The organism is Aeromonas sp. SCS5 (genome assembly GCF_001887375.1).
Taxonomy (GTDB): domain Bacteria; phylum Pseudomonadota; class Gammaproteobacteria; order Enterobacterales; family Aeromonadaceae; genus Aeromonas; species Aeromonas jandaei.
Window position 1 is genome coordinate 1 of the sequence record NZ_LFCS01000011.1, and the last position, 25080, is coordinate 25080.

The following is a 25080-nucleotide window of genomic DNA, read 5'->3' on the forward strand; positions in this document are numbered from 1 at the left end:
TCAGGCACCTATTTAGAAGAGGCCTCCCATTCGGGAGGCCTTTTTGCGTTTCTGCGTTCCAAAAATCTGCCATGCCGCCGGCATTTTAGTAAAAGTGCTGGGCTATCAAGGGATTGCCCGTTACTCTTTAGCCGTTACCGATTAACACGTGATGCTGCCAGCGAGGTATTGATGGCTACGTTGAAGGAAATTGCACAGGAAGCGGGGGTTTCTCTCGCCACGGTATCCCGGGTACTGAACGAGGATCCCAGCCTGAGCGTCAAGGAAGAAACCAAGCAGCGGATCTTCGAAATTGCCGAGCGGCTGGAGTACAAGACCAGCAGCGCCCGCAAGGGGGTACACAAGAGCAAGCTGCACTTTCTGGTGGTCTATGCCTATCCCCAGAGTACCGAGGTCAACGACCCTTACTATCTCGCCATCCGTTATGGCATCGAGACCCAGAGTGCCCGCCTCAATATCGAACTGACCCATCTTTACAACTGCGGTGAAGGGCGCGAGCTGAGCGCCGTGGATGGCATTCTGGTGGTCGGTACCCTCACAGCCGAGCGTCTCGTCCAGCTAAGGGCTTGTTCCAGCCAGCTGGTGTTTGTCGACTGCCGTTCACAGGGAGAGTTCGACTCGGTCGATGTGGATCTCGCCCTGATCAGCCAGCAGGTAGTCGATTACTTCATCGCGCAGGGGCACCAGCGTATCGGTTATATCGGTGGCCAGGATGAGAATCCGGACCTGCGTGAACTGGCCTTCCGGGATTATGGCCAGCGGCTGGGGGTGGTGCAGGAGAGCGATCTCTATCGTGGGGACTTCTCCAGCGCTTCCGGCTACCAGTTGGCGAAGGAGATGCTGGCCGGCGACTGGCCCAAGGCGCTGTTTGTCGCCTCCGACTCCATCGCCATTGGTGTGCTGCGTGCCATTCACGAGAAGGGACTGGTGATTCCCCAGCAGATCGAGCTTATCAGCGTCAACGATATTCCGACCGCCAAGTTCACCTTCCCGCCACTCTCTACGGTGCGGATCCACTCCGAGTTGATGGGCTCCCAGGGGGTCAATTTGCTGGTTGAGCGGCTGCGAGACGAGCGGGATATTCCACTCCGAGTGCTGGTACCGAGCAAGCTGACCCTGCGTGGCACCACTCGCTGATTTTAGTAAAACATTCTGCTTTTTAGTCGCGCCATCTTGCGGTGGTGCGACACCTCTCCCAAGCAAACCTCTTTCCCATATCATCCAACAACTTCATATCATATTGTTTTATAGTTGATTTTATTGCAGCTCAGCCGACTACTATCAACATCCATGCCACTCATCCATATCTTGCCCTCCTTTATCTCCTGCTTCTGATCTCGCTCACAAAACCATCTGTTCATTGTGATCAGGTTAAAACTTTACCAATGCAAAGCTGATATTTAGTAAATGTTTATCTAGAGTTTACCCAGTCAAAGTTGCCTTGTTCCGGGAGGACATGTGAATAACTGGGAAAACGTCCAATTTGTTGGTGAAAACAGGCTGGCCCCGCGCGCCTACTTCTTCTCTTATGCCGACCACGCGCTGGCGGCCACCATGCAGCGCGAGCTGAGCCGCCGTTTTCTGAGCCTTGGCGGCCAGTGGCAGTTCCACTACTTCGACCACCCCCTGCAGGTGCCGGAGGCCTTCTATCACAGCCCCATGTGCGAGTGGGGCCAGATCACCGTGCCCAACATGTGGCAGATGGAAGGACATGGTCAGCTGCAGTACACCGACGAAGGTTTTCCCTTCCCCATCGACGTGCCCTTCGTGCCGACCAACAACCCCACCGGCGCCTATCAGCGCAGCTTCACGCTGAGCCCGGCCTGGGACGGCGAGCAGGTGATCATCAAGTTTGACGGGGTGGAGACCTACTTCGAGGTCTATGTGAACGGCCACTATGTCGGCTTCAGCAAGGGGAGCCGTCTCACCGCCGAGTTCGATATCAGCGCCTACGCCAACATCGGCGAGAACCTGCTGTCGGTGCGGGTGATGCAGTGGGCTGACTCCACCTATATCGAAGATCAGGACATGTGGTGGATGGCGGGGATTTTCCGCGACGTCTACCTAGTGGGCAAACCGGCCGCCCATGTGCAGGACTTCTTCATCCGCACCGCGCTGGCTGATGACAATCAAAGCGCCACCCTGAGCTGCGATATCCAGTTGGAAAATCTGGGGGCGCCCGCCCGTGATCACCGTCTGGTCTGGTCGCTGCTGGATCAGGGCAGCGAGATCGCCAGCGGCTCGCTCGATCATCTCGCCATCGACGGCAAGTGTGATTGCCGCTTCACGCTGGATCTGGCCCACCCCCATCTGTGGAGTGCCGAAGATCCTTACCTCTATCAGCTGCAACTCTCCCTCTACAACGGGCAGGGCGAGCTGCTGGAAGTGATCCCGCAGCGGGTCGGGGTGCGTGAAATCAAGGTCAAGGATGGCCTCTTCTACGTCAACGGCCACTACCTCAAGCTGCACGGGGTGAACCGCCACGACAACGACCACCTCAAGAGCCGAGCGGTCGGCATGGACCGTGTTGAACGCGATATCGTGCTGATGAAACAGCACAACCTCAACTCGGTGCGCACCGCCCACTACCCGAACGATCCTCGCTTCTATGAGCTGTGCGACCAGTACGGTCTGTTCGTGATGGCGGAGACCGACGTGGAGACCCACGGTTTTGCCAACGTCGGCGATCTCAGCCGCATCACCGACGACCCCTTCTGGGAGCCGGTGTTCGTGGATCGCATCGAGCGCCACGTGCACGCCCAGAAGAACCACCCCTCCATCATCATCTGGTCGCTCGGCAACGAGTCCGGCTACGGCTGCAACATCAGAGCCATGTACCAGCGCTGCAAGGCGATCGACCCGACCCGGCTGGTGCACTACGAAGAAGATCGAGACGCCGAGGTGGTGGATGTGGTGAGCACCATGTACTCCCGCGTCTCCCAGATGAACTGCTTCGGCGAGTTCCCGATGGCCAAGCCGCGCATCCTCTGTGAATACGCCCACGCCATGGGCAACGGACCGGGTGGCCTCAGCGAATACCAGCAGGTGTTCGACCGTCATCCCCACATTCAGGGTCACTACATCTGGGAGTGGTGCGATCACGGCATTCTGGATCAGGACGAGCAGGGGCGCCCCGTCTACAAGTACGGCGGCGACTACGGCGACTACCCCAACAACTACAACTTCTGCATGGATGGCCTCATCTATCCGGATCAGACCCCGGGGCCGGGGCTGCGCGAATACAAGCAGGTGATCTGCCCGGTCAAGGTGCGCGCCCTAGATCTGGCGAGCGGCAAGCTGGCGGTGGAAAACCGCTACTGGTTCTCCACTCTCGACGATATCCGCCTGCTGGTCGAAGTGAAGGCCGAGGGCGAGCTGCTGGCCAGCCAGCAGATCCGGTTGGAAGGGGTTGCCCCCGGTGCCACCACTGAGCTGCAGCTCGAACTGCCATCCCTCGATGGGCGGGAAACCTTCGTCCAGCTGCGGGTCATCAAGGCCACCGCCACCCGCTACAGTGCGGCGGAGCACGAGCTGGGCCAGTACCAGTTCCGGCTGAAAGAGTCGACTCGCCAGCTGCAGCCCTTTGCCAATCCCAACGCTACTCCGTTGGATATCGCTGATGAGCGCCTCGCGCTGACCTTGAGCGGTAGCGGCTTTGCCCTGCGCTTCTCGCGCCTCGACGGCAAGCTGGTGAGCTGGCAGCAGGATGGTATCGAGCTGATTGAGCGCTCGCCGCGCCTCACCTTCTTCAAGCCGATGATCGACAACCACAAGCAGGAGTACGAGAGCCTGTGGCACCCGAACCACCTGCAGATCATGCAGGAGCACTTCCGCACTCTGAGCTGGCGCCAGCTGGGTGAGGCGGTCGAGGTGACGGTCGAGAGCCTGATCGCGCCGCCGGTGTTCGACTTCGGTATGCGCTGCCGCTACGTCTACACCCTGAGCCCGAACGGTCAGCTGCATGTAGCGCTGTCCGGTCAGCCCTACGGCGGTTATGACGACATCATCCCCAAGATCGGCTTCGAGCTGGGCATTCGTCAGGATCTCGACCGGGTGCACTACTACGGCATGGGGCCGGGCGAAAACTATCAGGACAGCCGCCAGAGCAACTGGATCGACAGCTTCCAGAGCACAGTCAGCGAGATGTGGGAGCACTACCCCTTCCCGCAGGATAACGGCAACCGCCAGCAGGTGCGCTGGGCGACCCTGACCAACCGCCACGGCGCCGGTCTCTACGTGCGACCCGATGCCCCCATCAACCTGAGCGTCTGGCCCTACAGCTGGGAGCATATCCACGCGGCGCAGCACATCAACGAGCTGGAACCGAGCGGTTATCTCACCCTCAATCTGGATCACAAGGTACTGGGGCTCGGCTCCAACTCCTGGGGCTCCGAGGTGCTGGACTCCTGGCGGGTGCGCTTCGAGCCATTCAGCTTCGGCCTGACCCTGCTGTCCATCGCCCGTGGCAACCTCAATCCGGCTGCGCTGGCCGGGCTCGATCTCACCATCAACGGCGGGAGGAACCTCGCATGATCACCCTGGACAACCTGACCCTGTTCAAAAACATCTACCGGGAGGGCAAGAAGTGGGGCCGCTGCGTGGAGGCCATCAACAACCTGCCGAACCTCAAGCCCGGCATCTGCCACTCCATCGGTGACTCCCTCACCTACCGCTTGCAGGAGGGGGCCAGCCCGGCCACCTCGTTGTTCGAGGGGCAGCGCCGCTACTTCGACGTTCACTACTACCTGGAAGGGGAAGAGACGGTGGAGTGGGCTGCCAAGAGCGAGCTGGCGGTCGAGCAGGCCTATGACGATACCACCGACCGCGAGTGGCTGGCCGGTGAGGTGCGTGAGCGCCAGCAGGTCGGCAATGGGCAGGTGGTGATCTTCGAGAACGACGAGGCCTACCGCTTCGTCGGCGATGCGCCGGTGCGCAAGGTGATCATCAAGGTCACCGTCGAAGGCGGCTACTTCAAAAACAAATAACAAGCCGCCGGTTCTGCACTGACAAAAGCCGGAAGGGCGGGGCTCACCCTACAAATCATGCCCCGCTCTTTCGCTAGATAACTACAGGTCTGGAGATGCACCATGTCTGATTCCAAACGCAATACGATAGGCAAGTTTGGTCTGCTGTCGCTCACCTTCGCGGCGGTATTTAGCTTCAACAACGTCATCAACAACAACATCGAGATCGGTCTGGCCTCGGCCCCGATGTTCTTTCTGGCCACCATTTTCTACTTCATTCCGTTCTGCCTCATCATTGCGGAATTTGTGTCACTGAACAAAAACTCCGAAGCGGGCGTCTATGCCTGGGTGAAGAGCTCCCTCGGCGGTCGCTGGGCCTTTATCTCCGCCTACACCTACTGGTTCGTGAATCTCTTCTTCTTCACCTCGCTGCTGCCGCGGGTTATTGCCTACGCCTCCTATGCCTTCCTCGGCTACGAGTACATTCTCACCCCGGTGGCGACCACGGCATTGAGCATGGTGCTGTTTGCCTTTGCCACTTACGTCTCCACCAACGGTGCCAAGATGCTCGGCCCCATCACCTCGGTGACCTCGTCCCTGATGCTGCTGCTGACCCTCTCCTACATTCTGCTGGCAGGTGCGGCACTGGTGGGCGGCGTGCAGCCGGCAGACCCCATCACGGTAGAGGCCATGGTCCCCGATTTCAGCTGGGCCTTCCTCGGCATCACCACCTGGATCTTTATGGCAGCCGGTGGCGCCGAGTCGGTGGCGGTCTACGTCAATGACGTGAAAGGTGGCTCCAAGTCCTTCGTGAAGGTGATCATCGTCGCCGGGATCTTTATCGGCGTGCTCTACTCCATTGCATCGCTGTTGATCAACGTGTTCGTCCACAGCGACACCCTGAAATATACCGGCGGCTCGGTGCAGGTGTTCGAGGGGCTGGCCGCTTACTTCGGCCTGCCGGAGATCCTGATGAACCGCTTCGTCGGGCTGGTCTCCTTCACCGCCATGTTCGGCTCCCTGCTGATGTGGACGGCGACCCCGGTGAAGATCTTCTTCTCCGAAATCCCGGCCGGCATCTTCGGCAAGAAGACGGTCGAGCTGAACGAGAACGGCGTGCCCGCCCGTGCAGCCTGGATCCAGTACCTTATCGTACTGCCGCTGATGGTGATCCCGACTCTGGGCTCCAACACCGCGCAGGATCTGATGAACACCGTCATCAACATGACCGCTGCCGCCTCCATGCTGCCGCCGCTGTTCATCATGCTGGCCTACCTCAATCTGCGTTTGAAGCTCGACCACCTGCCGCGGGAGTTCAAGATGGGTTCGCGCACCACCGGCATCGCCGTGGTCTCGGTGCTGATCGCCATCTTCTCGGTGGGCTTCCTCGCCTCCACCTTCCCGACCGGCGCCGACATCATGACCATCATCTTCTACAACGTCGGCGGGGTCGTGATTTTCCTCGGCTTCGCCTGGTGGAAATACAACAGATACGAGGCCTCCCTCAGTGCCGAAGCGCGTGCCAAAGAGGCCCAGCCGACAGCGCAGGTTGCCATGCAGACGCCATAGCCACTGCATTGAATCCCAATCAAACCGGGTGGCCGTTGGCCACCCGCAAACCGTTGAACCAGAAAAGGAAAAGAGCATGAGCGAGACGATCGAGTTTGCCGAATTCAAGCGGGTCGAGATGAAGGTGGGCAAGGTGCTGGAGGTGGTGCGCCACCCCGGGGCCGACAAACTCTACATCGTCCAGATCGACGTGGGTGGCGAGCGGCCGCTGCAGACAGTCACCAGTCTGGTGCCTTACTACAGCGAAGAGGAGCTGATGGGCAGCGAGGTGGTGGTGCTGACCAACCTCAAGCCCACCAAGATGCGCGGTGAGCGTTCCGAGTGCATGTTGCTCTGCGCCGAGACCCCGGACGAGAGCCAGAGCGTGCTGTTGCAACCGCGGGTGCCGATGGCGCCGGGCACTCCGATCGTCTGAATGGTATTGCGAGCCGGTGCGGGAGACGGTACCGGTTCAGCAACGAGGCCGCCCACGCGGCCCGATCATAACAAGAGAGTAAAGCGCGGGGCCGACAGACCCTTGCCGAACACATCACAGAGTCACAGCGCTCCCCGCAGGGAACGCGAGTCCACTGGAGGACACCATGTCTGAATCCGTACGCGGCACCATAGGCAAGTTTGCCCTGTTGTCGATGACCTTTGCCGCCGTGTTCAACGTGCGCAACATCGTCAACAACAACATCGAGCTGGGGCTCAGCTCCGCCCCCATCTTCCTGCTGGCGACCATCGTCTACTTCATCCCGTTTGTTTTCATCATCGCCGAGTTCGTCTCGGCCAATAAAAACTCCGAGTCGGGGATGTACGACTGGCTTAAAAAACCGCTCGGCACCCGGATGGCCTATCTGGGGTCGTTTCTCTACTGGTTTGTGAACCTGTTCTGGTTCGTCTCCCTGCTGCCCAACGTCATCGCCTACGCCTCCTACGCCATGCTGGGCTATGAGTACAGCTTCTCGCCCATGGTTACCTCGATCATCTCCATCGTGCTGTTTGCGGCGGCGACCCACATCTCCACCAAGGGTGCGAGCTGGCTCGGCAAGATTGCGGAGATCGTGGCCTACGGGGTATTTGCCCTGTTCGCCATCTATGTGCTGGGCGCGTTGATGGCCCTGAGTGGCGATCATGTGCCAGCCCAGCCCATCACGCTGGAGGCGATGACTCCCACCGTCAACTGGGCGACCCTCGGCATCATGTGCTGGATCTTCCAGGCGGCGGGCGGTGCCGAGACCGCAGCGGCCTATCTCAATGATGTGAAGGGCGGCCAGAAGTCCTTCATCAAGGTGATCATCAGTGCCGGTATCGTCATCGGTGCCATGTATGCGGTCGGTTCCCTGCTGGTGAACGTGTTCGTACCGCGCGAGAGCCTCACCTATGCCGGCGGCATGGTGGAGATCTTCACCGGCATGGCGCAGTATTTCGGGCTTTCCGAGGCGCTGGTGGGCCGCTTCGTCGGCGTGGTGCTGTTCATCGCCATGTTCGGCTCCATGATGATGTGGACCTCGGCGCCGGTGAAGATCCACTTCTCCGAGATCCCGCAGGGGGTTTACGGCGAGAAGACCACCCAGCTCAACGAGCACGGCGTGCCGGTGCGCGCCGCCTGGTGGCAGTTTGTCTTCGTGTTCGCGATGCTGGTGGTCAACGGTTTCGGCTCCGAGTCGGTGCAGCAGATGATGAACACCGCCATCAACCTCACCGCCGGTACCGCCATGTTGCCGCCGATCTTCATCATGGTGGCCTACTTCGTGTTCCGCTGGAAACATGACGACACCCCCCGCGACTTCCGCATGGGGTCGCGCAAGTTCGGGATGGGCGTGGTGTCGGTGCTGATCGCCATCTTCGTGGTGAGCATGAGCGCCTCCGCCTTCCCGGCCGGGGTGGATCTGGTGCGCGCCTTCTTCATCAACGTCTTTATGACCGCGGTCTTCTCGGCGCTGGCCTACTGGTGGATCTCCCGCTTCGAGAAGCGCCAAGCCCGCAAGCTCGCCGGCAATGAGAAGAAAACCGGCAACGGCAAGCTGGCCAGCCAGCGCTGATCGGCTGGGTGAAAAAGCGGAACGGGCGGCCTTGGTCGCCCGTTTTTTTATCCATTTTTAGCCGTTGGGTAGCTGTCACAGCCGTTTTATCGTCAACTTTTGCTGTGCAATATTGCGAATGCGTTAAGCATTGATGAACAATTATTCGCCGCTCAACTTTGCGCCTCTCCGTTATCGGGGTAAGCTGGAGGTTCGTTTAGCGGGAGGTGCCAGACATCTCCCGCTCTGTTTCTTGTCCTCCCCAATCCTGACTGTCGCCATGGCTGCAGGATGCCCTTCTGATGGAGACCTTTCGTGCGTCTGGATCCCTTTACTGTTGTGCTGATTGCGGTGGTCACCCTGGCCTCCCTCTTTCCCTGCGAGGGGCAGGTGGCCGTCTGGTTCGGTCTGCTGACCAAGCTGGCGGTGGCGCTCCTGTTCTTCATGCATGGCGCCAAGCTGTCGCGCCAGAACCTGCTGGCGGGTCTCGGCCACTGGCGGCTTCATCTGGTGGTGATGCTCAGCACCTTCGTACTGTTTCCGCTGCTCGGGCTGCTGCTCACCCCGCTGGTACCGGGCTGGTTGAGCCCGGCCATCTACCTCGGCTTCCTCTATCTCTGCGCTTTGCCAGCCACCGTGCAGTCGGCCATCGCCTTCACCTCGATGGCGGGGGGCAATGTGTCGGCGGCGGTGTGCAGCGCCTCGGCCTCCAGCATCCTCGGTATCTTCCTCTCGCCGGTGCTGGTGGGGATGATGATCCACGTGCAGGGGGAGGGGATCGACACCTGGCACTCCATTCAGTCCATCATGATGCAGCTGATGCTGCCGTTCGTGGTCGGCCACCTGTCGCGTCCGCTCATCGGTCGCTGGGTCGACAGCCACCGTCCGCTCATCGGCAAGCTGGATCAGAGCTCCATCCTGCTGGTGGTCTACGTCGCCTTCAGCGAGGCGGTGGTGCAGGGGATTTGGCATCAGGTAGGTTGGTACGATCTGGCCAGTATCGTGCTGCTGAGCTGCGTCTTGCTGGCGCTGGTGCTCTGCTGGAACGTCTGGATCAGCCGCCGCCTCGGCTTCGACAAGGCGGACGAGATCACCATCGTTTTCTGCGGCTCCAAGAAGAGTCTGGCCAACGGGGTGCCGATGGCCAACGTCATGTTCCCGGTCGCCAGCGTCGGGGTGATGGTGCTGCCGCTGATGATCTTCCACCAGATCCAGCTGATGGTCTGCGCCGTGCTGGCCCGCCGCTATCACGAGCAGGGGCATTGATACTCGCGCCGTTTTTATTGCCATAACAAGAGGGAGGCCCGTTGGCCTCCCTCTTCTCATCTGCGTGCCGATCGGCGGATTAGCGTTTGCGCCAGACGGTCAGCTGCGCCACCGTGTGCTGGTATTTGCGGGCGGTTTCGCGGATGACGAAGGGCACATCCCGGGGCGGGCAGTGCTCCTCGAACTCCGCCGCCAGCAGCCGTTGCAGCGCCTGATAGGTGGTGAGCGCCTCGCCGTTTTCGCGAATGCCGCCGAGCCAGTTGGCGGGCGGGGTATATTCCGCCAGCCAGGTATAGGGGCTGGTGAGCACCAGCAGGCCACCGCTGCGCAGCCGCGGGGCGATATCCCGCAGGAAGCGGGCGGGCTCCCGCAGCCGGTCGATCAGGTTGGAGGCGAGCACCAGATCGTAGTGGTCATATTTGGGCTTGAGGTTGCAGGCATCCCCCTGACTGAAGTGGATGCGCTCAGCCTGACTTGCCCCCAGCCCGTGGCTCGACAGGCGCGCCTCGCAATACTCCACCAGTTCACCCTCCAGCGGAATGGCGTAGCGGAAACTGTCCTGACTGGCGAGGGCCAGCGCCACATCGATGAAGCGGGCCGAGTAGTCGACCCCGTCCACATGCTGGAAGTGGCGGGCCAGTTCGAAGCTGGCGCGGCCGGTGGCGCAGCCGATATCCAGCGCCCGCTGGTGGTTGCTGCACAGCTCGCCAGCAAGATCAGCAAGCGTTTTGGCGTAGTTGGCTACCCCGAAGTGGCTCGGGCCGTACTGGAAGTCGAGGTACTGAGCGACCAGCGTGTCGGTTTCATAGGGATTCACGATAACGGGTTCCTGATAACGGGAGACCAGATAGCGGAAACCCGCATGCTGGAAGAAGTGACGCCGGAAGGCGTAACGGGATGATTTGAGCGCTTCGTTACCCGTGCTGATCCAGCTGCCGCCCTTGATCAGGGTGTGCTTGCCATCAAAGGTGGGGGTGGAGAAGTCGTCGTAGAGCGGGTGGATTTTAAAGCCGTCGAAGCCATCGATGGCGGTGCTGGTCCACTGCCAGACATTGCCCACCAGATCGAAGAACTCCCCTTGCGGGCTGGCATCCACCGGGCAGGAGGAGGCGAAACGGGCCAGATTGATATTGCCGGGGGCTTCCGTCCAGTCCGGCTGATCGCCGGGTAGCTGCTCGCGCAGCAGCATCCATTCCGCCTCGCTCGGCAGCTGGATGGGGAGCCCGGTCCGGGCCGCCTTCCAGCGACAGAAGGCAGCCGCCTCCAGCTGATTCACCTCGACTGGCCAGTCCCAGGGCATGGCGACCTGCTCGGTCATCAGCCGCAGCTGCAATTGTTCGGGCTCGGCGGGGTCACCCACCCAGAAGGTGGGCATCTGCGCCTTGGCGTACTGGCACCAGCTCCACCCCTCTTCATCCCACCACTGTTGCTGACCATAGCCCCCCGCCTGGACGAAGGCGAGGTACTCGGCATTGCTCACCAGCATGCGGCTGGCCTGAAACGGGGCCAGCTCGATATGGCGCTCGCCATATTCGTTGTCCCAGCCGTAGGTGGCGTCCCGCTTGCCAAGGCGCACCTTGCCGCCGGCCACTGGCAGCAGGCTGTTGGCGGGCACCTGATCAATTCGGTGGCGGGCTTCGGTACAGGCGGGCCAATAAGGCTGCGGCCGCACCCAGGCAAGTGGCAACTGGCGGATCAGCACGCTGGAGGTCTCGAGGTGGATGCGCTCGTGCTCTATCCCCATCAGGATCACCCAGGCCGGGCTCTGCCAGTCGATGGGCAGGGTGAGCGGCATCTGGCGAATGAAATCGCACACCAGCGTACGGACTTTGGCCCGATAGCTGCGCAGCTCGGCGACTTTTGGCCAGTCATAGTGGGTTTCGTCCAGATCATCCCAGCTCATTTCGTCCACCCCGATGGCGACCATGGCCTCGATGCGGGCATCCAGCCGCTGGTCGATCAGGCGCGCCGCCAGCAGCTTGTTGATAAAGAAGGCGGCGGTGTGGCCGTAGTAGAAGATGAGCGGGTGGCGCAGCGGGATCGCCTTGTTGAACCAGGCCCGCTCATCGGCCAGACAGTCGAACAGCGAGTCGTAGAGATCGAAGGTCTGGCAGAAGTAGGCGAGCAGCTCGCGCCGTTTCTGCTCGGGATCGCTGCCGGTCAGCAGCGGGGTGCGAGTCGGCTCCGGCAGACCGGTGGCAGTGGAATAGAGAGGGCTTGCTTGGGTCACGCTCTGACTCCTTGTTGGCAGTGAAGACTGACAAGACAGTGGTAATGACATTACCGCAATGGAGAGCTTGGTACGCACGAAGTACCACTATTGGCTCAACAGACCGGCAGGGCAATCCAAAACTTCCACGGCTTGTCAGCGTAGCGACCTCGCGAACGGCTCGCCAGCCAGCTCTCCACCTGCCTGTTAGGGGATGGTCAGATTCGCCAAATGGTGGTCTAAATGGCTCTTTTTAATGCGTGCCACTTCTTACTGTTGATTTTATTTTTATTGAAAATCATATAGTTAGCTTCTGGCATGGCCATTGCTATCTGTGGTTTCATACGGCCTCTGTTTTTGTGGTTTCGAACAGGGCCTGTCAGGTAGCTTATCAATAAATAAAAAGGAGAACAGTTATGCGGTGGATGATTGGCGTCTTGGTGGCGTTGGTGATGGGAGGTTGCAACGTCTTTGCCGACACCGAGATCAAGGGGGAAGGTGTCCCGGTCGAGCGCCAGCAGGCACTGGGCGAGCGGGTGACCCGGGTGCTGGCCGGAACTCCGGCCACCCTCCATCTGGTGGCAGGCGAGCAGCGCGGCATCCTGATCAAGGGGCAAGCAAATCTCTTGCCGTATCTGGAGCTGACCGAGCGCGGCAGCAAGCTGGAGATCGAGGTGAAGGATGGTTACCGACTGCGGCCTACTGAACCGCTGGAGATCACCATCACCCTGCCAGAGCTCAGCGAAATGGCGCTGGCAGGTACCGGCAACGGCGATCTGCACGGCTTCAAGGGCGAGGCGCTGGAGCTGTCAGTGGCGGGAACCGGTGGTATCGTCGCCAGCCAGCTGGAGGTACAGCGATTGAAAGGCAATATCGCTGGTGCAGGTAGCCTGGATCTGGGGAGCGGCTCTGCCGCCAGCATCGAGCTGAACATTGCCGGTGCTGGCGATGTGCTGGGCAGCGAAATGCGTGGCAACGAGGTCGAGGTCAATATCGCCGGCAGCGGTGATGTGGAGGTGCGGGCCCAGAAAACGCTCAAGATCGGCATCGCAGGCACTGGCAACATCACCTACTGGGGTGACCCCGAGGTGGAGCAGCAGATCGTGGGCTCCGGCGGGGTGACCCGCGCCGGCAGCTGATATCAACCGATCACCACAACTGAAACAGGCCCGCAACGGGCCTGTTTTGTTTTTTCCAACATGGCGCAACTCACCGTGCCATTTGTGCAGATCCTGCATAAGTGATGTTCCGGCCCGCCGGTTTTTCAATACATCCCGCTCCCTAATAATGCGCCTCATCCGCTACGGCGAACTTATCCACTACTGAGGCGTCACTGATGACTACATCATTACCTTTTGCAAATGCCGTGCTCGATGATCAGGCTCTGGTCAGCGGGCTCAAATCCATCCACCCGACCTGGGGCGACATGACGGTCCGCGTGGCGGGTGAAGCCTGGGGCATGCCGCTGATCGACCAGAAGACCAAGGCGCTCATCACCATCGCCATCGACCAGATGGCCCTCAACGTCAGCGGTGAAGGCAACCCCTTCGCAGCTCATGTCGATATGGCACTCAAGCAGGGGGCGACCTGGCAGGAGCTTGAAGAGCTGATCGTCTTTGCATCCGTCTATACCGGCTTCAACAAGGGGGCGACCACCATGGGGGCGCTCAACAAATTGCGTCACGAGCGGGGGGATATCTGATGGCCATTCCAGGACTGAAAAAGCCCGATCATATCGGCTTTACCGTGCCCAATCTGGCAGAGGCGATCGCCTTTTTTCGCGACCACTTCGATTTCGAGCTGGCCTATGAGTTCGGGCCCTTTGTGGCGAGTGACAACTGGATGGCGGAGCACCTCAACGTGCATGCCCGCGCCGAGATCACCCGCATTGCGGTGATGAGTGCCAAAGGGATCAATCTGGAGATCTTCGAGTACGCCAGCAATATCGAGCGCAACCTCAAGGCTCCCAACAACGCCGATATCGGTGGCCACCATCTCGCCTTCTATGTGGATGACATGGCGGCGGCGGTGGCTTACCTGAAGGAGCAGGGGATAGCCGTGCTGGGCGAGCCGACCTGCATGACGGAGGGGCCGACAGCAGGGGAGTCCTGGGTCTATTTTCTTGCGCCATGGGGCATGCAGCTGGAGCTGGTCTCCTATCCGCAGGGCAAGGCCTATAGCCGTCAATCACCCGTCGCCCTGTTTGATCCACGATGAACGCGCTCCCGGTTTTGCTAATCGTGATGGCCGGCATGGGCCTCTCCTTCGAAGCGGGCCTGCTGGGCCCGCTTGGTGAACAGGTGGGCCATCTGTGGGCCACCCTGAGCATCTTCGGCGTGGGGGCAGCACTGCTCTGGCTGATCCGTTTCTTCACGGTACGGGGGCCATCCACAGGGTGGCATGGGGTGCCGAAATGGCAGTTGATCGGTGGCTTGCTCGGCCCCGTCTATGTGGTGGCGCTCACTCTCTCGACCCCCATGCTGGGGGTGGCGATGACGATGATCTGCGTCCTGCTGGGGCAGGTGACCAAGAGTTTTGCCATCGACTACTTCGGCTGGTTTGGCATGCCGAAACGGGCAACCCGTCCCCTGCGGCTGGTGGCGCTCGGCTGCATCGCGCTGGCGCTGCTGTTTACCTATCTGGGAGCAAACTGATGGTGCTGATTATCGTGTTGGCCATCGTCTCCGGCATGGCGCTCAGCGCCCAGGCGGCGATCAATGGTCAGTTGGGATCGCGGGTTGGTGTGGTGCAGAGTTCGCTGCTCACCTTCACCATGGGCACTGTGGTGACCGCCCTGCTGATCTTCTTCTTTGAGCCGCCCTATCAGGCGACCCTGCTCAGCGTGCCGAAGTGGCAGCTGGCCGGTGCCCTGTTCGGCATTGTCTACATGGTGGTGATGGTCGCGGCCATTCCACGGGTAGGGGTCGCCATCGCCACTGTGGCCACCATTCTGGGCCAGATGGTGATGAGTCTGGTGATCGATACCATGGGCTGGCTGGGCAATGCCCCCATCCCCCTCAACTGCTGGCGCCTTGCCGCCATGATGGCCGTCGCTGCGGCGCTGCTCTGCATCTATCTGGCGAACCGACAACAGGAACAAGTAAATGAGTGAACAGGCAACAACCCTGATGGTCTTTTTCAATCTCAAACCGGGGGCGAACGAGGCGGATTATCTGGCGTGGGCACGGGAGGTCGATCTGCCCACCGTGAACCGGCTCAACAGCGTCACCTCGTTCGAGGTGTTCAAGGGGCTGAAGATGCTGGGGCAGCAGAGCGCCTCGCCGTGGGACTACTTCGAAGTGATCCGCATTGAGTCGGAGACGCAATTTCTGCAGGAGATCCAGAGTGCGCAGATGCAGCAGGTGATCCGTCAATTCGAAACCTTTGCCGCGGATGCCCACTTTATCTGCACCCGGGACATCACCACGCTGTAGCTGGCTCGCCAGTGGTGAAAGGAATGCCACTCTTGCCACTGGCTTGGCTGCCACAACATCAGAGTCTTTATGAAAAAACAGCTTGGCGAATACCTGCACGTGCTGGCCATCATCTTTCCGCTGACGCTGCTGATCCCGCGCTGGATGGCGCCGCTGCTGGCGAGATGGCAGCTCGACCCCGCCGCACCAGTCGCAGTGTTGCTCATCGACAGCGTGATCGTGGCCTGCGCCGTCTTTGTCTTGCTGCCGGCGCTGCACAAGCTGACCGGCAGGCTGTCTGGCTAAACCTGTCTGGCATCCCAGTAGCAGGGAGAGCCATATTTTCCCGCCAGAAAATCGATCACCACCCTCACCTTGGCGGCGAGCTGGTCGGTCTCCAGATAAAGTGCGCTGATCACCTGCTGCTCCACGCTGGTGGAGACGGTGAACCGGGTCATGATCGGCTTGAGCCGTCCGGTTTTCAGCTCCTCGCCGATGAGCCAGGTGGGGAACACTACAATCCCGGCACCCGCCACCGCGCCGGCAACCAGGGTATCGGCATTGTTGCTGTAGAGGGTGCCGCTCACCTCATAGGGTTGCAACTGCTCCTGGCCGATGAACCAGCGTTGCAGGCCATTGCTCCCCTTGAAGACCAGACAGTTGTGCTGCACCAGCTCATCCGGACTGGCCGGTTCGCCATGGCGATTGAGGTAGTCGGGGCTGGCCGCCATCACGTAGTGCTGCTGGCCAAACTGCTTCATCCGCAGGGAGGAGTCTTGCGAGATCCCGATGCGGATCAGCAGGTCGATCGACTCGGCCGCCGGATCGACATAGTGATCCGTCTGCTGCAACTCGACCTTGAGCAGGGGGTAGCGCTCCAGCAGCTCGGTCAGATAGGGGGCGATATGCAGCCGGCCAAAGGCGACCGGCGCGCTGATCCGGATGGTGCCTCTCGGGGTATCCGCCCGTTGCTCGATCTGGCCAACCACCCGCTCATACTGCTGGAGGATCTCGGCGCACTGTTTGGCAAAAGCGACCCCCTCCTCGGTGAGGGAGATGGAGCGGGTATGGCGGTGCAGCAGTTTGGAACCCACCTTCTCCTCCAGCTGCGCCATCTTGCGCGAGACGGACGAAGGGGTCATATCCTGCCGACGCGCCACATCTGAAAAGCTGCCAAACCGGGTGGTCATCAGAAACAGCTTTATCTCCAACAACGAAACGTCGTAATTCACGGGATACCTCCTCCATCGCAGTCCTCAAGGGTAATCGGCCGACCTTGGCCAGGGCAAGCCGGTATCATGCGGAGGCTGCTGCCACTGATGCTCTGCTCTGGCATGCCGTTACCACGAGCAGCAAGGCTAATCTTGTCCGATCACCACAACTCCAACTGAAACAGGCCCGCAACGGGCCTGTGTTGATCAGAGGTGGCGGGCGTGAAAGCGCAGGTGCGCCTCGATAAAGCTCGCCACGAAGTAGTAGCTGTGGTCATAGCCCTCGTGGCGGTTGAGCTCGAGCTGCCACCCCTTGCTGGCAGCCACCTCGGCCAGCGCGTCGATATGCAGCTGCTCGGCGAGGAAGGGATCATCCAGCCCCACATCCACCAAGGTTGGCAGCGGTGTGACCGGCTGGTGGCGCAGCAGCTGGCAGGCATCCCACTCCTGCCACAGCAGAGGATTGCTGCCGAGATACGCCCCGAGCGCCTTCTGGCCCCAGGGGCAGCGGCTCGGGTGACAGATCGGGCTGAACGCCGAGACCGAGCGGTAGCGACCCGGCTCCCGCAACGCGGCGATCAGCGCACCGTGACCGCCCATGGAGTGGCCACTGATGGCGCGTCGGGTCGAGACCGGGAAGTGGGTCTCTATCAAGTCAGGCAGCTCGCGGGTGACGTAGTCATACATCTGGTAGTGCGCCTGCCAGGGGCTCTGGCTGGCATTGACGTAAAAGCCTGCTCCCATGCCGAGGTCATAACCGGGATCGTCGGCCACGCCGTCGCCGCGGGGGCTGGTGTCCGGCGCCACCAGTGCTATGCCCAGCTCGGCGGCGATACGCTGGGCCCCCGCCTTCTGCATGAAGTTCTCATCGGTGCAGGTGAGGCCGCTGAGCCAGTAGAGCACCGGCACCTTCTGGCCGGTGAGAGCCTGAGGTGGCAGATAGATGGCAAAATTCATCTCGCAGCCGAGCACGGTGGAGCTGTGGCGATAGCGCTTGTGCCAGCCGCCGAAGCTCTTGTTGCTGCTGATAATCTCCAGATTCATCGAAGGACTCCTGCACCCCGCCCACAATGGCGGGCGGGGCGATCATGCTCAGTAGTGGATGACGGTGCGGATGCTCTTGCCTTGGTGCATCAGATCGAACGCCTCGTTGATCTGCTCAAGCGGCATGGTGTGGGTGATGAAGTCATCGAGGCGGAACTCACCCTGCATGTAGCGCTGCACATAGCTCGGCAGTTCGCTGCGACCGCGTACCCCGCCGAAGGCGCTGCCGCGCCAGACCCGACCGGTCACCAGCTGGAACGGACGGGTGCTGATCTCCTGACCCGCTCCGGCGACGCCGATAATGACCGACTCGCCCCAACCCTTGTGGCAGCACTCCAGTGCCGCACGCATCACCTTGACGTTGCCGATGCACTCGAACGAGAAGTCGACGCCGCCATCGGTCAGCTCGACGATCACCTCCTGAATCGGTTTGTCGTAATCGTTCGGGTTGAGGCAGTCGGTGGCGCCCAGCTTGCGGGCCAGTTCGAATTTGCTCTCGTTGATGTCGATGGCGATGATGCGACCGGCCTTGGCCAGACGGGCACCGATCACCGCCGAGAGGCCGATGCCACCGAGCCCGAAAATGGCGACGCTCTCACCCTCTTTCACCTTGGCGGTGTTCATCACTGCGCCGATGCCGGTGGTAACGCCGCAACCGAGCAGGCAGACCTCTTCCAGCGGGGCGGCCGGGTCCACCTTGGCGATGGAGATCTCCGGCAGTACCGTGTATTCGCTAAAGGTGGAGGTGCCCATGTAGTGATAGATGGGCTGGCCATCCTTGGAGAAGCGGGTGGTGCCGTCCGGCATCAGCCCCTTGCCCTGAGTGGCACGGATCTTCTGGCAGAGGTTGGTCTTGCCGGATTTGCAGAACTTGCACTCGCCGCACTCGGGGGTGTAGAGCGGGATCACGTGATCGCCCACCTTGACGCTGGTGACCCCTTCGCCGACCGATTCGACGATGCCGCCCCCCTCGTGGCCGAGAATGCAGGGGAAGACCCCTTCCGGATCCTCACCGGAGAGGGTGAAGGCATCGGTGTGGCAGACGCCGGTGGCGACGATGCGCACCCGCACCTCGCCCGCTTGCGGCGGCATGACTTCTACTTCTTCGATGGAGAGGGGCTGACCCGGGCCCCAGGCGATGGCGGCTTTACACTTGATGCTTTGAACCTGTGCCATGAATGACATCCTTCTTGTTGAGCAGGGTGAACAGAGATGAGTTCGGGCATTCAGTGTAGTTTCCCGCCGATTTGGTGATAATGAGGGCAAATCTCAAATCACTTTTACACACAGGTAATAATGTTCGGCTGGGAAGGGATCTGTGAATTTGTCAGCGTGGCGGAGCAGGGGGGCTTTACTCCGGCAGCGCGCAAGCTGGGGGTGTCGGTGGCGCAAGTGAGCCGGCAGGTGGCCCAGCTGGAAGATCGGCTGCAGGCCAAGCTGCTGCTGCGCACCACCCGTCAGGTGCGGCTCACCGAGCTTGGCGAGATCTACTATCGCCACTGCCGTCAGCTGCTGGACAACCTCTACGAGGCTGAGCTGGCGGTGGGGCGCCATCAGGCAGTGCCGCAAGGGTCGCTGCGCATCACGGCCCCCGTCTCCTACGGCGAGAGCCGCATCGCCCCGCTGGTGAACGACTTCATGGTGCGCTTCCCCCAGCTGGAGGTGACCCTCAACCTCACCAACCAGCTGCTGGATCTGGTGCACGAAGGCTACGATCTGGCGCTGCGGCTCGGCCACCTCAAGGATTCGACGCTGGTGGCGCGCAAGCTGGCGCAGCGGGTGCCTTATGTGTGTGCCTCACCGGCCTACACCGCCCGCCACGGTATACCCAACAGCCTCTCCGAGCTGACCCGCCACACCTGTCTGGTGGGCAACAGCGACGAGTGGCACTTCACTCTGGATGGCCGCCCCCACAGCGTGCGGGTGCGCGGCCTGCTGCAGTGCAACAGCGGCCACGCCCTGCTGGATGCGGCGCTCAAGGGGATCGGCATCATCCAGCTGCCGGACTACTACGTGAGCGACCATCTGGCCAGAGGCGAATTGATCGAGCTGCTGCCCGAACTGCGGGCCCCGGCGGAGGGGATCTGGGCCCTCTATCCCCATAACCGCCACCTCTCCCCCAAGGTGCGGCTGCTGGTGGACTATCTGGCCGAGCGGCTGAGCGACCCGCAGCAACCGGCGCTGGTGATGCCGATAGGCTAGGGTGCTCCTCGCCAGTTGACTCACTGGCGGCGTGCGACCGGTGCGATGGCCTGAAAATAAAAGAGCCCTTGAGGAATCAAGGGCTCTTTCGCAGGCAACAACCGGATAGTCAGCGACCCATCACTCGATGTTCTGGATCTGCTCGCGCATCTGCTCGATGAGGACTTTCAGCTCGACGGCGGACTGGGTCACTTCGGCGTTGATGGACTTGGAGCCAAGCGTGTTCGACTCGCGGTTGAACTCCTGCATCATGAAGTCGAGGCGACGGCCACAGGCGCCACCCTTCTTCATGATCTTGTTGGTCTCGCTGATGTGCATCTCCAGACGATCCAGCTCTTCGGCCACGTCGATCTTCTGGGCCAGCAGCACGATCTCCTGCTCGATACGGGCCGGATCCAGCTCCACCTTGGCTTCGGCCAGACGGTCGGTGAGCTTCTGGCGCTGCCACTCGATGATCTGCGGCAGGTGGACGCGCACCTTCTTCACTTCCACCTGAATGCCGGCCAGACGCTGTTCGATCAGCGCCTTGAGGTTGGCCCCTTCGCTGGCGCGGGAGGCGAGAAAATCTTCCATGGTCTGGTCAAACCCACCGAGCAGCTCGGTGGCGACCGCGTCCATGTCCTGCTCGGCGGCAGCCATGACGCCCGGCCAGCGCAGTACATCGACCGGATTGAGCTGGCCCTGACCCGCCTCTTTCATTACCCAGCCGGCGCTGTCGATGATCAGCTTGGCCAGCTCTTCATTGATATGGAGCTGGCTGGCTGCGGCCTGAGCGACCTCGAAGCGCAGGTTGCACTCCACCTTGCCGCGCTGCAGTTTGGCGCGGAAACGCTCACGCAGAACCGGCTCCAGGCTGCGCAGTTGCTCCGGCAGGCGAATGTAGGTCTCCAGATAACGCTGGTTGACCGAACGAATTTCCCAAACGGCTGTGCCCCAGTCGCCCTTGAGTTCCTTGCGGGCGTAGGCGGTCATGCTGTGAATCATTGATTGTTCCGGGCTTGATGAAGTGTGGCGGGATTATACCCAGCGGGGGCCGGTGCGTCAGCCGAAGTGTTGGTTTTAGCGGCTGATATTTGGGCCGCGATGGCTTATACTCCTGCGCCAATTCAGCCAGCCCAGAGGTCCGTCCCATGTCACGTCCAAGCGATCGCACTGCCGCGCAGCTTCGTCCGGTCACCATTACCCGCCACTTCACCAAGCATGCTGAAGGGTCCGTGCTGGTGGAATTCGGCAACACCCGCGTGCTCTGCACCGCCAGCGTCGACACCAGCGTGCCGCGCTTCCTGAAAGGGAAGAATCAGGGCTGGGTCACCGCCGAATACGGCATGCTGCCGCGCTCCACCCACTCCCGGATGAACCGCGAAGCGGCCTCCGGCAAGCAGAGTGGCCGCACCCTGGAGATCTCCCGTCTGATCGCCCGCTCCCTGCGCGCGGCGGTAGACCTGACTGCGCTGGGCGAACACTCCATCACAGTTGACTGCGATGTGCTGCAAGCCGATGGCGGCACCCGCACTGCCTCCATTACCGGTGCCTGCGTGGCGCTGGTGGATGCGCTGAACTGGATGGTCGAGAAGGGGATGATCAAGCAGAGTCCGCTCAAGCAGATGATCGCTGCCGTTTCCGTCGGCATGTATCAGGGCGAAGCCATCTGCGATCTGGAGTACATCGAAGACTCCGCCGCCGAGACCGACATGAACGTGGTGATGACCGAAGATGGTCGCATCATCGAGGTGCAGGGCACCGCGGAGGCCGAGCCCTTCACCCATGAGGAGCTGCTGGAGATGCTGGCGCTCGCCAAGGGCGGCATCGCCGACATCATTGCGCTGCAGAAGCAGTCGCTCTCCTGATTTTAAAAACGCGGCATTGACCGCGTTTTTTTATACCCCCACACAAGACAACGATAAGCCAAGCAAGGAGCCAGAATGAAAGCCTACCAGCGTCAATTTATCGAGTTCGCCCTGGAGAAACAGGTCCTCAAATTCGGTGAATTTACCCTGAAATCCGGTCGTAAAAGCCCCTACTTCTTCAACGCCGGTCTGTTCAACAGCGGCCGCGATCTGGCCCGTCTCGGCCGCTTCTATGCCGCCGCCCTGATGGATGCCGGCATCGAGTTCGATGTGCTGTTTGGCCCGGCCTACAAGGGGATCCCCATCGCCTCCGCCACCGCCGTGCAGCTGGTGGAGCAGCACGATGTGGATGTGCCCTGGTGCTTCAACCGCAAGGAGGCCAAGGATCACGGCGAGGGCGGCAATCTGGTGGGCAGCCCGCTCAAGGGTCGCATCATGCTGGTGGACGACGTTATCACTGCCGGCACAGCCATCCGTGAATCCATGGATCTGATCCAGGCCAACGGCGCCTCGCTTGCGGGCGTGCTGATCGCGCTGGACCGTCAGGAGAAGGGCAAGGGCGAGCTCTCCGCCATTCAGGAGGTGGAGCGTGACTACGGCGCCCACATCATCGCCATCATCCAGATGAGCGATCTCATCGCCTATCTTGAAGAGAAGCAGGCCGAGCAGCCGGAGCTGGCAGCACAACTGGCGGCCATGAAGGCTTATCGCGCCCAGTACGGTATCTGAGTTCCGCTCACACCGCGCAATAGCTGAATGCGGCGCCCGTTTGCTCTCTGGCAGCAAACGGGCGCCGTTTTTTTCATCTGCAAAAAAGTGGATCATGTGGCTTGAGCTTACCCTTACAGTAAAGGTTAGGGTTTGCCAGTCGGCGTTTTGTGGTGCCGACGGGTTCCGGGGAGGAACAACATGACCACTCATCTTCAATTACCCATTCATCTGCAGTTGCCGCTCAGCGGCATGAGCTGCGCCAACTGCGCAGGCCGCATCGCGACCAGCCTCAACAAACTCGACGGGGTATCGGCCACCGTCAACTTCGCGCTGGAGCAGGCGGCCATCGAGCTGGCCAGCCCCGACCGTCTGTCTGTGGTACTCGACAGCATCAAGAGTCAGGGTTACGACTACGGTAGCGAGACCTTTTTGTTTCAAATTACCGGCATGACTTGTGCAGGTTGTTCAGCTCGACTGAACAAGATGCTGGCCGCGCTGCCCGGCGTTATCTCGGCCGAGGTCAATTTCTCCATCGAACAGGCCCGGATTGTGCTGGTCCCCGGGATGCAGACGCCCGCCGCTTTGCGCGAGCAGATCGAAGCGCTCGGCTTCGGCGCCCAGCTGGCACAGGGTTCGGCCAGCGGCCGCCGCCAGCAGTTGCTGGAGCGGGAAGCGCAGGAGGCCGCCACTGCCCGTCAGGCACAAACTCGGGTCATCGTCTCGGCTTTGCTGACCCTGCCGCTACTGGTGGGGATGCTGGCCATGGCTGGGTTGTTCCCTTGGCATCTGCCCGCCTGGCTCGAGCTGCTGCTTGCCACCCCGGTGCAGTTCTGGATCGGTGCCCGCTTCTATCGCGGCGCCTGGCTCGCCATCAAGAACCGCGCAGCCAATATGGATGTGCTGGTGGCCACCGGCACCAGCGCCGCCTACTTCTACAGCCTCTATCTGTTGTTGACGCTGGGGATGGCTGCCAGCGGCAAGCTCTATTTCGAGGCGAGCGCCATCATCATTACCCTGATCTCCCTCGGCAAGTTGTTGGAAGCTCGGGCCAGACGCAGCACCCAGTCCGCCATTCGCGAACTGATGGCGCTGCGGCCGGAAACCGCCACCGTCTGGCGTGGCGAGAGTTGGCAGAGCGTTGCCATTGACGAGGTGCTGCGCGGCGATCGGCTGCGGGTGCTGGTGGGTGAGCGGGTGCCGGTGGACGGCAAAATCGTGAGCGGCGCCAGCGAGCTGGATGAGTCGATCCTCACCGGCGAGAGCCTGCCGGTGCCGCGCGGCGAGGGCGACAAGGTGCTGGGCGGTGCCATCAACCGCTCCGGCGTGCTGGAAATTGAAGCCACTACCGTGGGGGAGGATTCCAGCCTCAGCAAGATCATCGCACTGGTGGAGAGTGCCCAGATGGGCAAGGCCCCGCTGCAACAGCTGGTGGACAAGGTCTCTGCCGTGTTCGTACCGGTGGTGATGGCCATCGCCCTGTTCACCCTGCTGGTGTGGTACGCCATCAGCAATGACTTCGGTCAGGCGCTGCTGGCAGCGGTGGCGGTGCTGGTGATCGCCTGCCCCTGTGCGCTGGGGCTGGCCACACCGGCGGCCATTGTCACTGGCACCGGCGTCGCGGCGCGTCACGGCATTCTGATCAAGGATGTCGATACCCTGCAGAAGGCCCACGCCATCAAGGCGCTTATCTTCGACAAGACAGGCACTTTGACCCAAGGCAAGCCCGTGCTGGCCAGCTGGAACGGCAACGATGAGCAGCTGCGCCTCGCCGCCGCTCTGCAGCTGGCGAGCGAACACCCGCTGGCGCTGGCCATGCGCGAGGCGGTCGGCAAGGAGGTGGTACTACCCCAGCCGGAGGCGGTGGAGGTGCGGGTCGGTGCCGGTATTATCGGTCAGGTGGCGGACCACAGGGTCGCCATCGGCAATGGCTCCCTGCTGGCCCAGCTCGGTATTGAGCAGCCGCAACAGGATGAACAAGTCGCCGACGGCGCGACTCGGGTCTGGGTGGCCATCGATGGTGCGGTGGCTGGCATAGCTGCCTTGGCCGATACCCTGCGTCCCGAGAGTCCTGAAGCCATCGCCACCCTGCGCCAGCGCGGCATCGCCAGCTGGCTGGTGAGCGGCGATGCACCGGCGCCGGTGGCCCATATCGCCGCCAAGCTGGGGCTGGACGGGGCCTTCGACTCTGTACTGCCAGCCGGCAAGGTGGAGAAGGTCGCGGCGCTGCGGGCGCACACCCGCGGGCTGGTGGCCATGGTGGGGGACGGGGTGAACGACGCCCCGGCGCTGGCGGCGGCGGATGTCGGCATTGCCATGGGCTCCGGCTCCGATGTGGCGATGGAGACCGCTTCCATCACCCTGATGCGATCCGACCCGCGGCTGGTGGCCGATGCCATCGACATCTCGGCGGCGACCTGGCGCACTATCCAGCAGAATCTGTTCTGGGCCTTCGTGTTCAACATCATCGGCATTCCGCTGGCGGCACTGGGTTATCTCAGCCCCGAGCTGGCGGGGGCGGCCATGGCCCTGAGCAGCATCACAGTTTTGAGCAATTCCCTGTTACTGAAACGCTGGCAGCCGCGGGCAATAGCCCAGGTCAGCCACAATGTCAGCACTGAATCGAACCGTTAAGGAGTCA

General features: G+C 61.4%; 23 protein-coding genes. 18 read left to right on the plus strand and 5 right to left on the minus strand.

Annotation, left to right across the window (positions count from 1 at the left end; genetic code table 11):
- Positions 1-171 precede the first annotated feature (171 nt).
- The 7 genes from ebgR to BS300_RS14940 all read left to right on the plus strand — a co-directional run bounded on the left by ebgR (position 172) and on the right by BS300_RS14940 (position 9805).
- Entirely contained in the window at positions 172-1137 is a 966-nt protein-coding gene (gene ebgR, locus BS300_RS14910) for a transcriptional regulator EbgR (RefSeq protein ID WP_071913672.1), read from the plus strand.
- Positions 1138-1458: 321 nt separating this feature from the next.
- Positions 1459-4533 (plus strand): beta-galactosidase subunit alpha, encoded by a 3075-nt coding sequence (gene ebgA / locus BS300_RS14915; protein WP_071913674.1) that lies wholly within the window; start codon positions 1459-1461, stop codon positions 4531-4533.
- On the plus strand, positions 4530-4985 hold the full coding sequence (locus tag BS300_RS14920) for a beta-galactosidase subunit beta (protein WP_040067594.1): 456 nt from the start codon (positions 4530-4532) through the stop codon (positions 4983-4985). Before ebgA ends, BS300_RS14920 begins: the two co-directional genes overlap by 4 nt.
- Positions 4986-5087: 102 nt before the next feature.
- The gene (locus BS300_RS14925) at positions 5088-6533 is read left to right on the plus strand and encodes an amino acid permease (protein ID WP_071913676.1); all 1446 of its coding nucleotides are present in this window, start codon (positions 5088-5090) and stop codon (positions 6531-6533) included.
- 76 nt (positions 6534-6609) lie between these two features.
- Positions 6610-6948, plus strand: a complete 339-nt coding sequence (locus BS300_RS14930) for a tRNA-binding protein (RefSeq protein WP_005342042.1) — start codon at positions 6610-6612, stop codon at positions 6946-6948.
- A 166-nt stretch (positions 6949-7114) separates the two neighbouring features.
- The gene (locus tag BS300_RS14935) at positions 7115-8560 is read left to right on the plus strand and encodes an amino acid permease (protein ID WP_040067598.1); all 1446 of its coding nucleotides are present in this window, start codon (positions 7115-7117) and stop codon (positions 8558-8560) included.
- Between the two features lie 294 nt (positions 8561-8854).
- Positions 8855-9805, plus strand: a complete 951-nt coding sequence (locus BS300_RS14940) for a bile acid:sodium symporter family protein (RefSeq protein WP_071913678.1) — start codon at positions 8855-8857, stop codon at positions 9803-9805.
- 79 nt (positions 9806-9884) lie between these two features.
- On the opposite strand, the gene ovoA is transcribed toward BS300_RS14940, so the two are convergent.
- Complete coding sequence (ovoA, locus tag BS300_RS14945) at positions 9885-12035, minus strand: 5-histidylcysteine sulfoxide synthase (RefSeq protein WP_071913680.1); 2151 nt, start codon at positions 12033-12035, stop codon at positions 9885-9887.
- A gap of 395 nt (positions 12036-12430) precedes the next feature.
- Between ovoA and BS300_RS14950 the strand changes: the two genes are divergently transcribed.
- The 7 genes from BS300_RS14950 (at position 12431) to BS300_RS14980 (ending at position 15733) form a co-directional block, all read left to right on the plus strand.
- Complete coding sequence (locus BS300_RS14950) at positions 12431-13153, plus strand: head GIN domain-containing protein (protein ID WP_040067602.1); 723 nt, start codon at positions 12431-12433, stop codon at positions 13151-13153.
- A gap of 197 nt (positions 13154-13350) precedes the next feature.
- Complete coding sequence (locus BS300_RS14955) at positions 13351-13716, plus strand: carboxymuconolactone decarboxylase family protein (protein WP_071913683.1); 366 nt, start codon at positions 13351-13353, stop codon at positions 13714-13716.
- A complete protein-coding gene (locus tag BS300_RS14960; RefSeq protein ID WP_071913685.1) occupies positions 13716-14231 on the plus strand; it encodes a VOC family protein in 516 nt (171 codons plus the stop codon). Before BS300_RS14955 ends, BS300_RS14960 begins: the two co-directional genes overlap by 1 nt.
- Positions 14228-14668 (plus strand): DMT family transporter, encoded by a 441-nt coding sequence (locus BS300_RS14965; RefSeq protein WP_033114720.1) that lies wholly within the window; start codon positions 14228-14230, stop codon positions 14666-14668. Before BS300_RS14960 ends, BS300_RS14965 begins: the two co-directional genes overlap by 4 nt.
- Positions 14668-15126, plus strand: a complete 459-nt coding sequence (locus BS300_RS14970) for a DMT family transporter (RefSeq protein WP_071913687.1) — start codon at positions 14668-14670, stop codon at positions 15124-15126. Before BS300_RS14965 ends, BS300_RS14970 begins: the two co-directional genes overlap by 1 nt.
- Positions 15119-15448: a hypothetical protein gene (locus BS300_RS14975; RefSeq protein ID WP_071913689.1), complete on the plus strand. Its 330-nt coding sequence runs from the start codon at positions 15119-15121 to the stop codon at positions 15446-15448. Before BS300_RS14970 ends, BS300_RS14975 begins: the two co-directional genes overlap by 8 nt.
- A 69-nt stretch (positions 15449-15517) precedes the next feature.
- Positions 15518-15733 (plus strand): hypothetical protein, encoded by a 216-nt coding sequence (locus tag BS300_RS14980; protein WP_033114723.1) that lies wholly within the window; start codon positions 15518-15520, stop codon positions 15731-15733.
- On the opposite strand, the gene BS300_RS14985 is transcribed toward BS300_RS14980, so the two are convergent.
- From BS300_RS14985 to BS300_RS14995, 3 genes are all read right to left on the minus strand, one after another.
- Positions 15730-16659 (minus strand): LysR family transcriptional regulator, encoded by a 930-nt coding sequence (locus BS300_RS14985; RefSeq protein ID WP_052448463.1) that lies wholly within the window; start codon positions 16657-16659, stop codon positions 15730-15732. The genes BS300_RS14980 and BS300_RS14985 overlap by 4 nt on opposite strands.
- Positions 16660-16845: 186 nt before the next feature.
- Positions 16846-17682 (minus strand): S-formylglutathione hydrolase, encoded by an 837-nt coding sequence (fghA, locus tag BS300_RS14990; RefSeq protein WP_071913690.1) that lies wholly within the window; start codon positions 17680-17682, stop codon positions 16846-16848.
- A 48-nt stretch (positions 17683-17730) separates the two neighbouring features.
- Entirely contained in the window at positions 17731-18858 is a 1128-nt protein-coding gene (locus BS300_RS14995; protein ID WP_071913692.1) for an S-(hydroxymethyl)glutathione dehydrogenase/class III alcohol dehydrogenase, read from the minus strand.
- 120 nt (positions 18859-18978) lie between these two features.
- On the opposite strand from BS300_RS14995, the gene BS300_RS15000 reads away from it, so the two are divergent.
- Positions 18979-19884 (plus strand): LysR substrate-binding domain-containing protein, encoded by a 906-nt coding sequence (locus tag BS300_RS15000; RefSeq protein ID WP_071913693.1) that lies wholly within the window; start codon positions 18979-18981, stop codon positions 19882-19884.
- A 120-nt stretch (positions 19885-20004) separates the two neighbouring features.
- Here the strand turns inward: BS300_RS15000 and BS300_RS15005 are convergent, their stop codons facing one another.
- Positions 20005-20868 (minus strand): YicC/YloC family endoribonuclease, encoded by an 864-nt coding sequence (locus BS300_RS15005; protein ID WP_071913695.1) that lies wholly within the window; start codon positions 20866-20868, stop codon positions 20005-20007.
- Between the two features lie 146 nt (positions 20869-21014).
- Here BS300_RS15005 and rph point away from each other — a divergent pair, with 146 nt between their 5' ends.
- The 3 genes from rph (at position 21015) to BS300_RS15020 (ending at position 25073) form a co-directional block, all read left to right on the plus strand.
- Entirely contained in the window at positions 21015-21731 is a 717-nt protein-coding gene (rph, locus tag BS300_RS15010; protein ID WP_026080315.1) for a ribonuclease PH, read from the plus strand.
- Positions 21732-21806: 75 nt separating this feature from the next.
- Positions 21807-22460 carry an orotate phosphoribosyltransferase gene (gene pyrE, locus BS300_RS15015; protein ID WP_005356114.1) on the plus strand — a complete coding sequence of 218 codons (654 nt, stop codon included), beginning with the start codon at positions 21807-21809 and terminating at the stop codon, positions 22458-22460.
- Positions 22461-22640: 180 nt separating this feature from the next.
- Positions 22641-25073 (plus strand): heavy metal translocating P-type ATPase, encoded by a 2433-nt coding sequence (locus tag BS300_RS15020; RefSeq protein WP_071913697.1) that lies wholly within the window; start codon positions 22641-22643, stop codon positions 25071-25073.
- The last annotated feature ends 7 nt before the right edge of the window (positions 25074-25080 follow it).

Bases quoted from the DNA above. Each gene is read 5' to 3' on its own strand.
- ebgR (WP_071913672.1), top strand. From the start codon at position 172: ATGGCTACGTTGAAGGAAATTGCACAGGAAGCGGGGGTTTCTCTCGCC.
- BS300_RS14920 (WP_040067594.1), top strand. From the start codon at position 4,530: ATGATCACCCTGGACAACCTGACCCTGTTCAAAAACATCTACCGGGAG.
- BS300_RS14925 (WP_071913676.1), top strand. From the start codon at position 5,088: ATGTCTGATTCCAAACGCAATACGATAGGCAAGTTTGGTCTGCTGTCG.
- BS300_RS14930 (WP_005342042.1), top strand. From the start codon at position 6,610: ATGAGCGAGACGATCGAGTTTGCCGAATTCAAGCGGGTCGAGATGAAG.
- BS300_RS14935 (WP_040067598.1), top strand. From the start codon at position 7,115: ATGTCTGAATCCGTACGCGGCACCATAGGCAAGTTTGCCCTGTTGTCG.
- BS300_RS14950 (WP_040067602.1), top strand. From the start codon at position 12,431: ATGCGGTGGATGATTGGCGTCTTGGTGGCGTTGGTGATGGGAGGTTGC.
- BS300_RS14955 (WP_071913683.1), top strand. From the start codon at position 13,351: ATGACTACATCATTACCTTTTGCAAATGCCGTGCTCGATGATCAGGCT.
- BS300_RS14960 (WP_071913685.1), top strand. From the start codon at position 13,716: ATGGCCATTCCAGGACTGAAAAAGCCCGATCATATCGGCTTTACCGTG.
- BS300_RS14965 (WP_033114720.1), top strand. From the start codon at position 14,228: ATGAACGCGCTCCCGGTTTTGCTAATCGTGATGGCCGGCATGGGCCTC.
- BS300_RS14970 (WP_071913687.1), top strand. From the start codon at position 14,668: ATGGTGCTGATTATCGTGTTGGCCATCGTCTCCGGCATGGCGCTCAGC.
- BS300_RS14975 (WP_071913689.1), top strand. From the start codon at position 15,119: ATGAGTGAACAGGCAACAACCCTGATGGTCTTTTTCAATCTCAAACCG.
- BS300_RS14980 (WP_033114723.1), top strand. From the start codon at position 15,518: ATGAAAAAACAGCTTGGCGAATACCTGCACGTGCTGGCCATCATCTTT.
- fghA (WP_071913690.1), bottom strand. From the start codon at position 17,682: ATGAATCTGGAGATTATCAGCAGCAACAAGAGCTTCGGCGGCTGGCAC.
- BS300_RS14995 (WP_071913692.1), bottom strand. From the start codon at position 18,858: ATGGCACAGGTTCAAAGCATCAAGTGTAAAGCCGCCATCGCCTGGGGC.
- BS300_RS15000 (WP_071913693.1), top strand. From the start codon at position 18,979: ATGTTCGGCTGGGAAGGGATCTGTGAATTTGTCAGCGTGGCGGAGCAG.
- BS300_RS15005 (WP_071913695.1), bottom strand. From the start codon at position 20,868: ATGATTCACAGCATGACCGCCTACGCCCGCAAGGAACTCAAGGGCGAC.
- rph (WP_026080315.1), top strand. From the start codon at position 21,015: ATGTCACGTCCAAGCGATCGCACTGCCGCGCAGCTTCGTCCGGTCACC.
- pyrE (WP_005356114.1), top strand. From the start codon at position 21,807: ATGAAAGCCTACCAGCGTCAATTTATCGAGTTCGCCCTGGAGAAACAG.
- BS300_RS15020 (WP_071913697.1), top strand. From the start codon at position 22,641: ATGACCACTCATCTTCAATTACCCATTCATCTGCAGTTGCCGCTCAGC.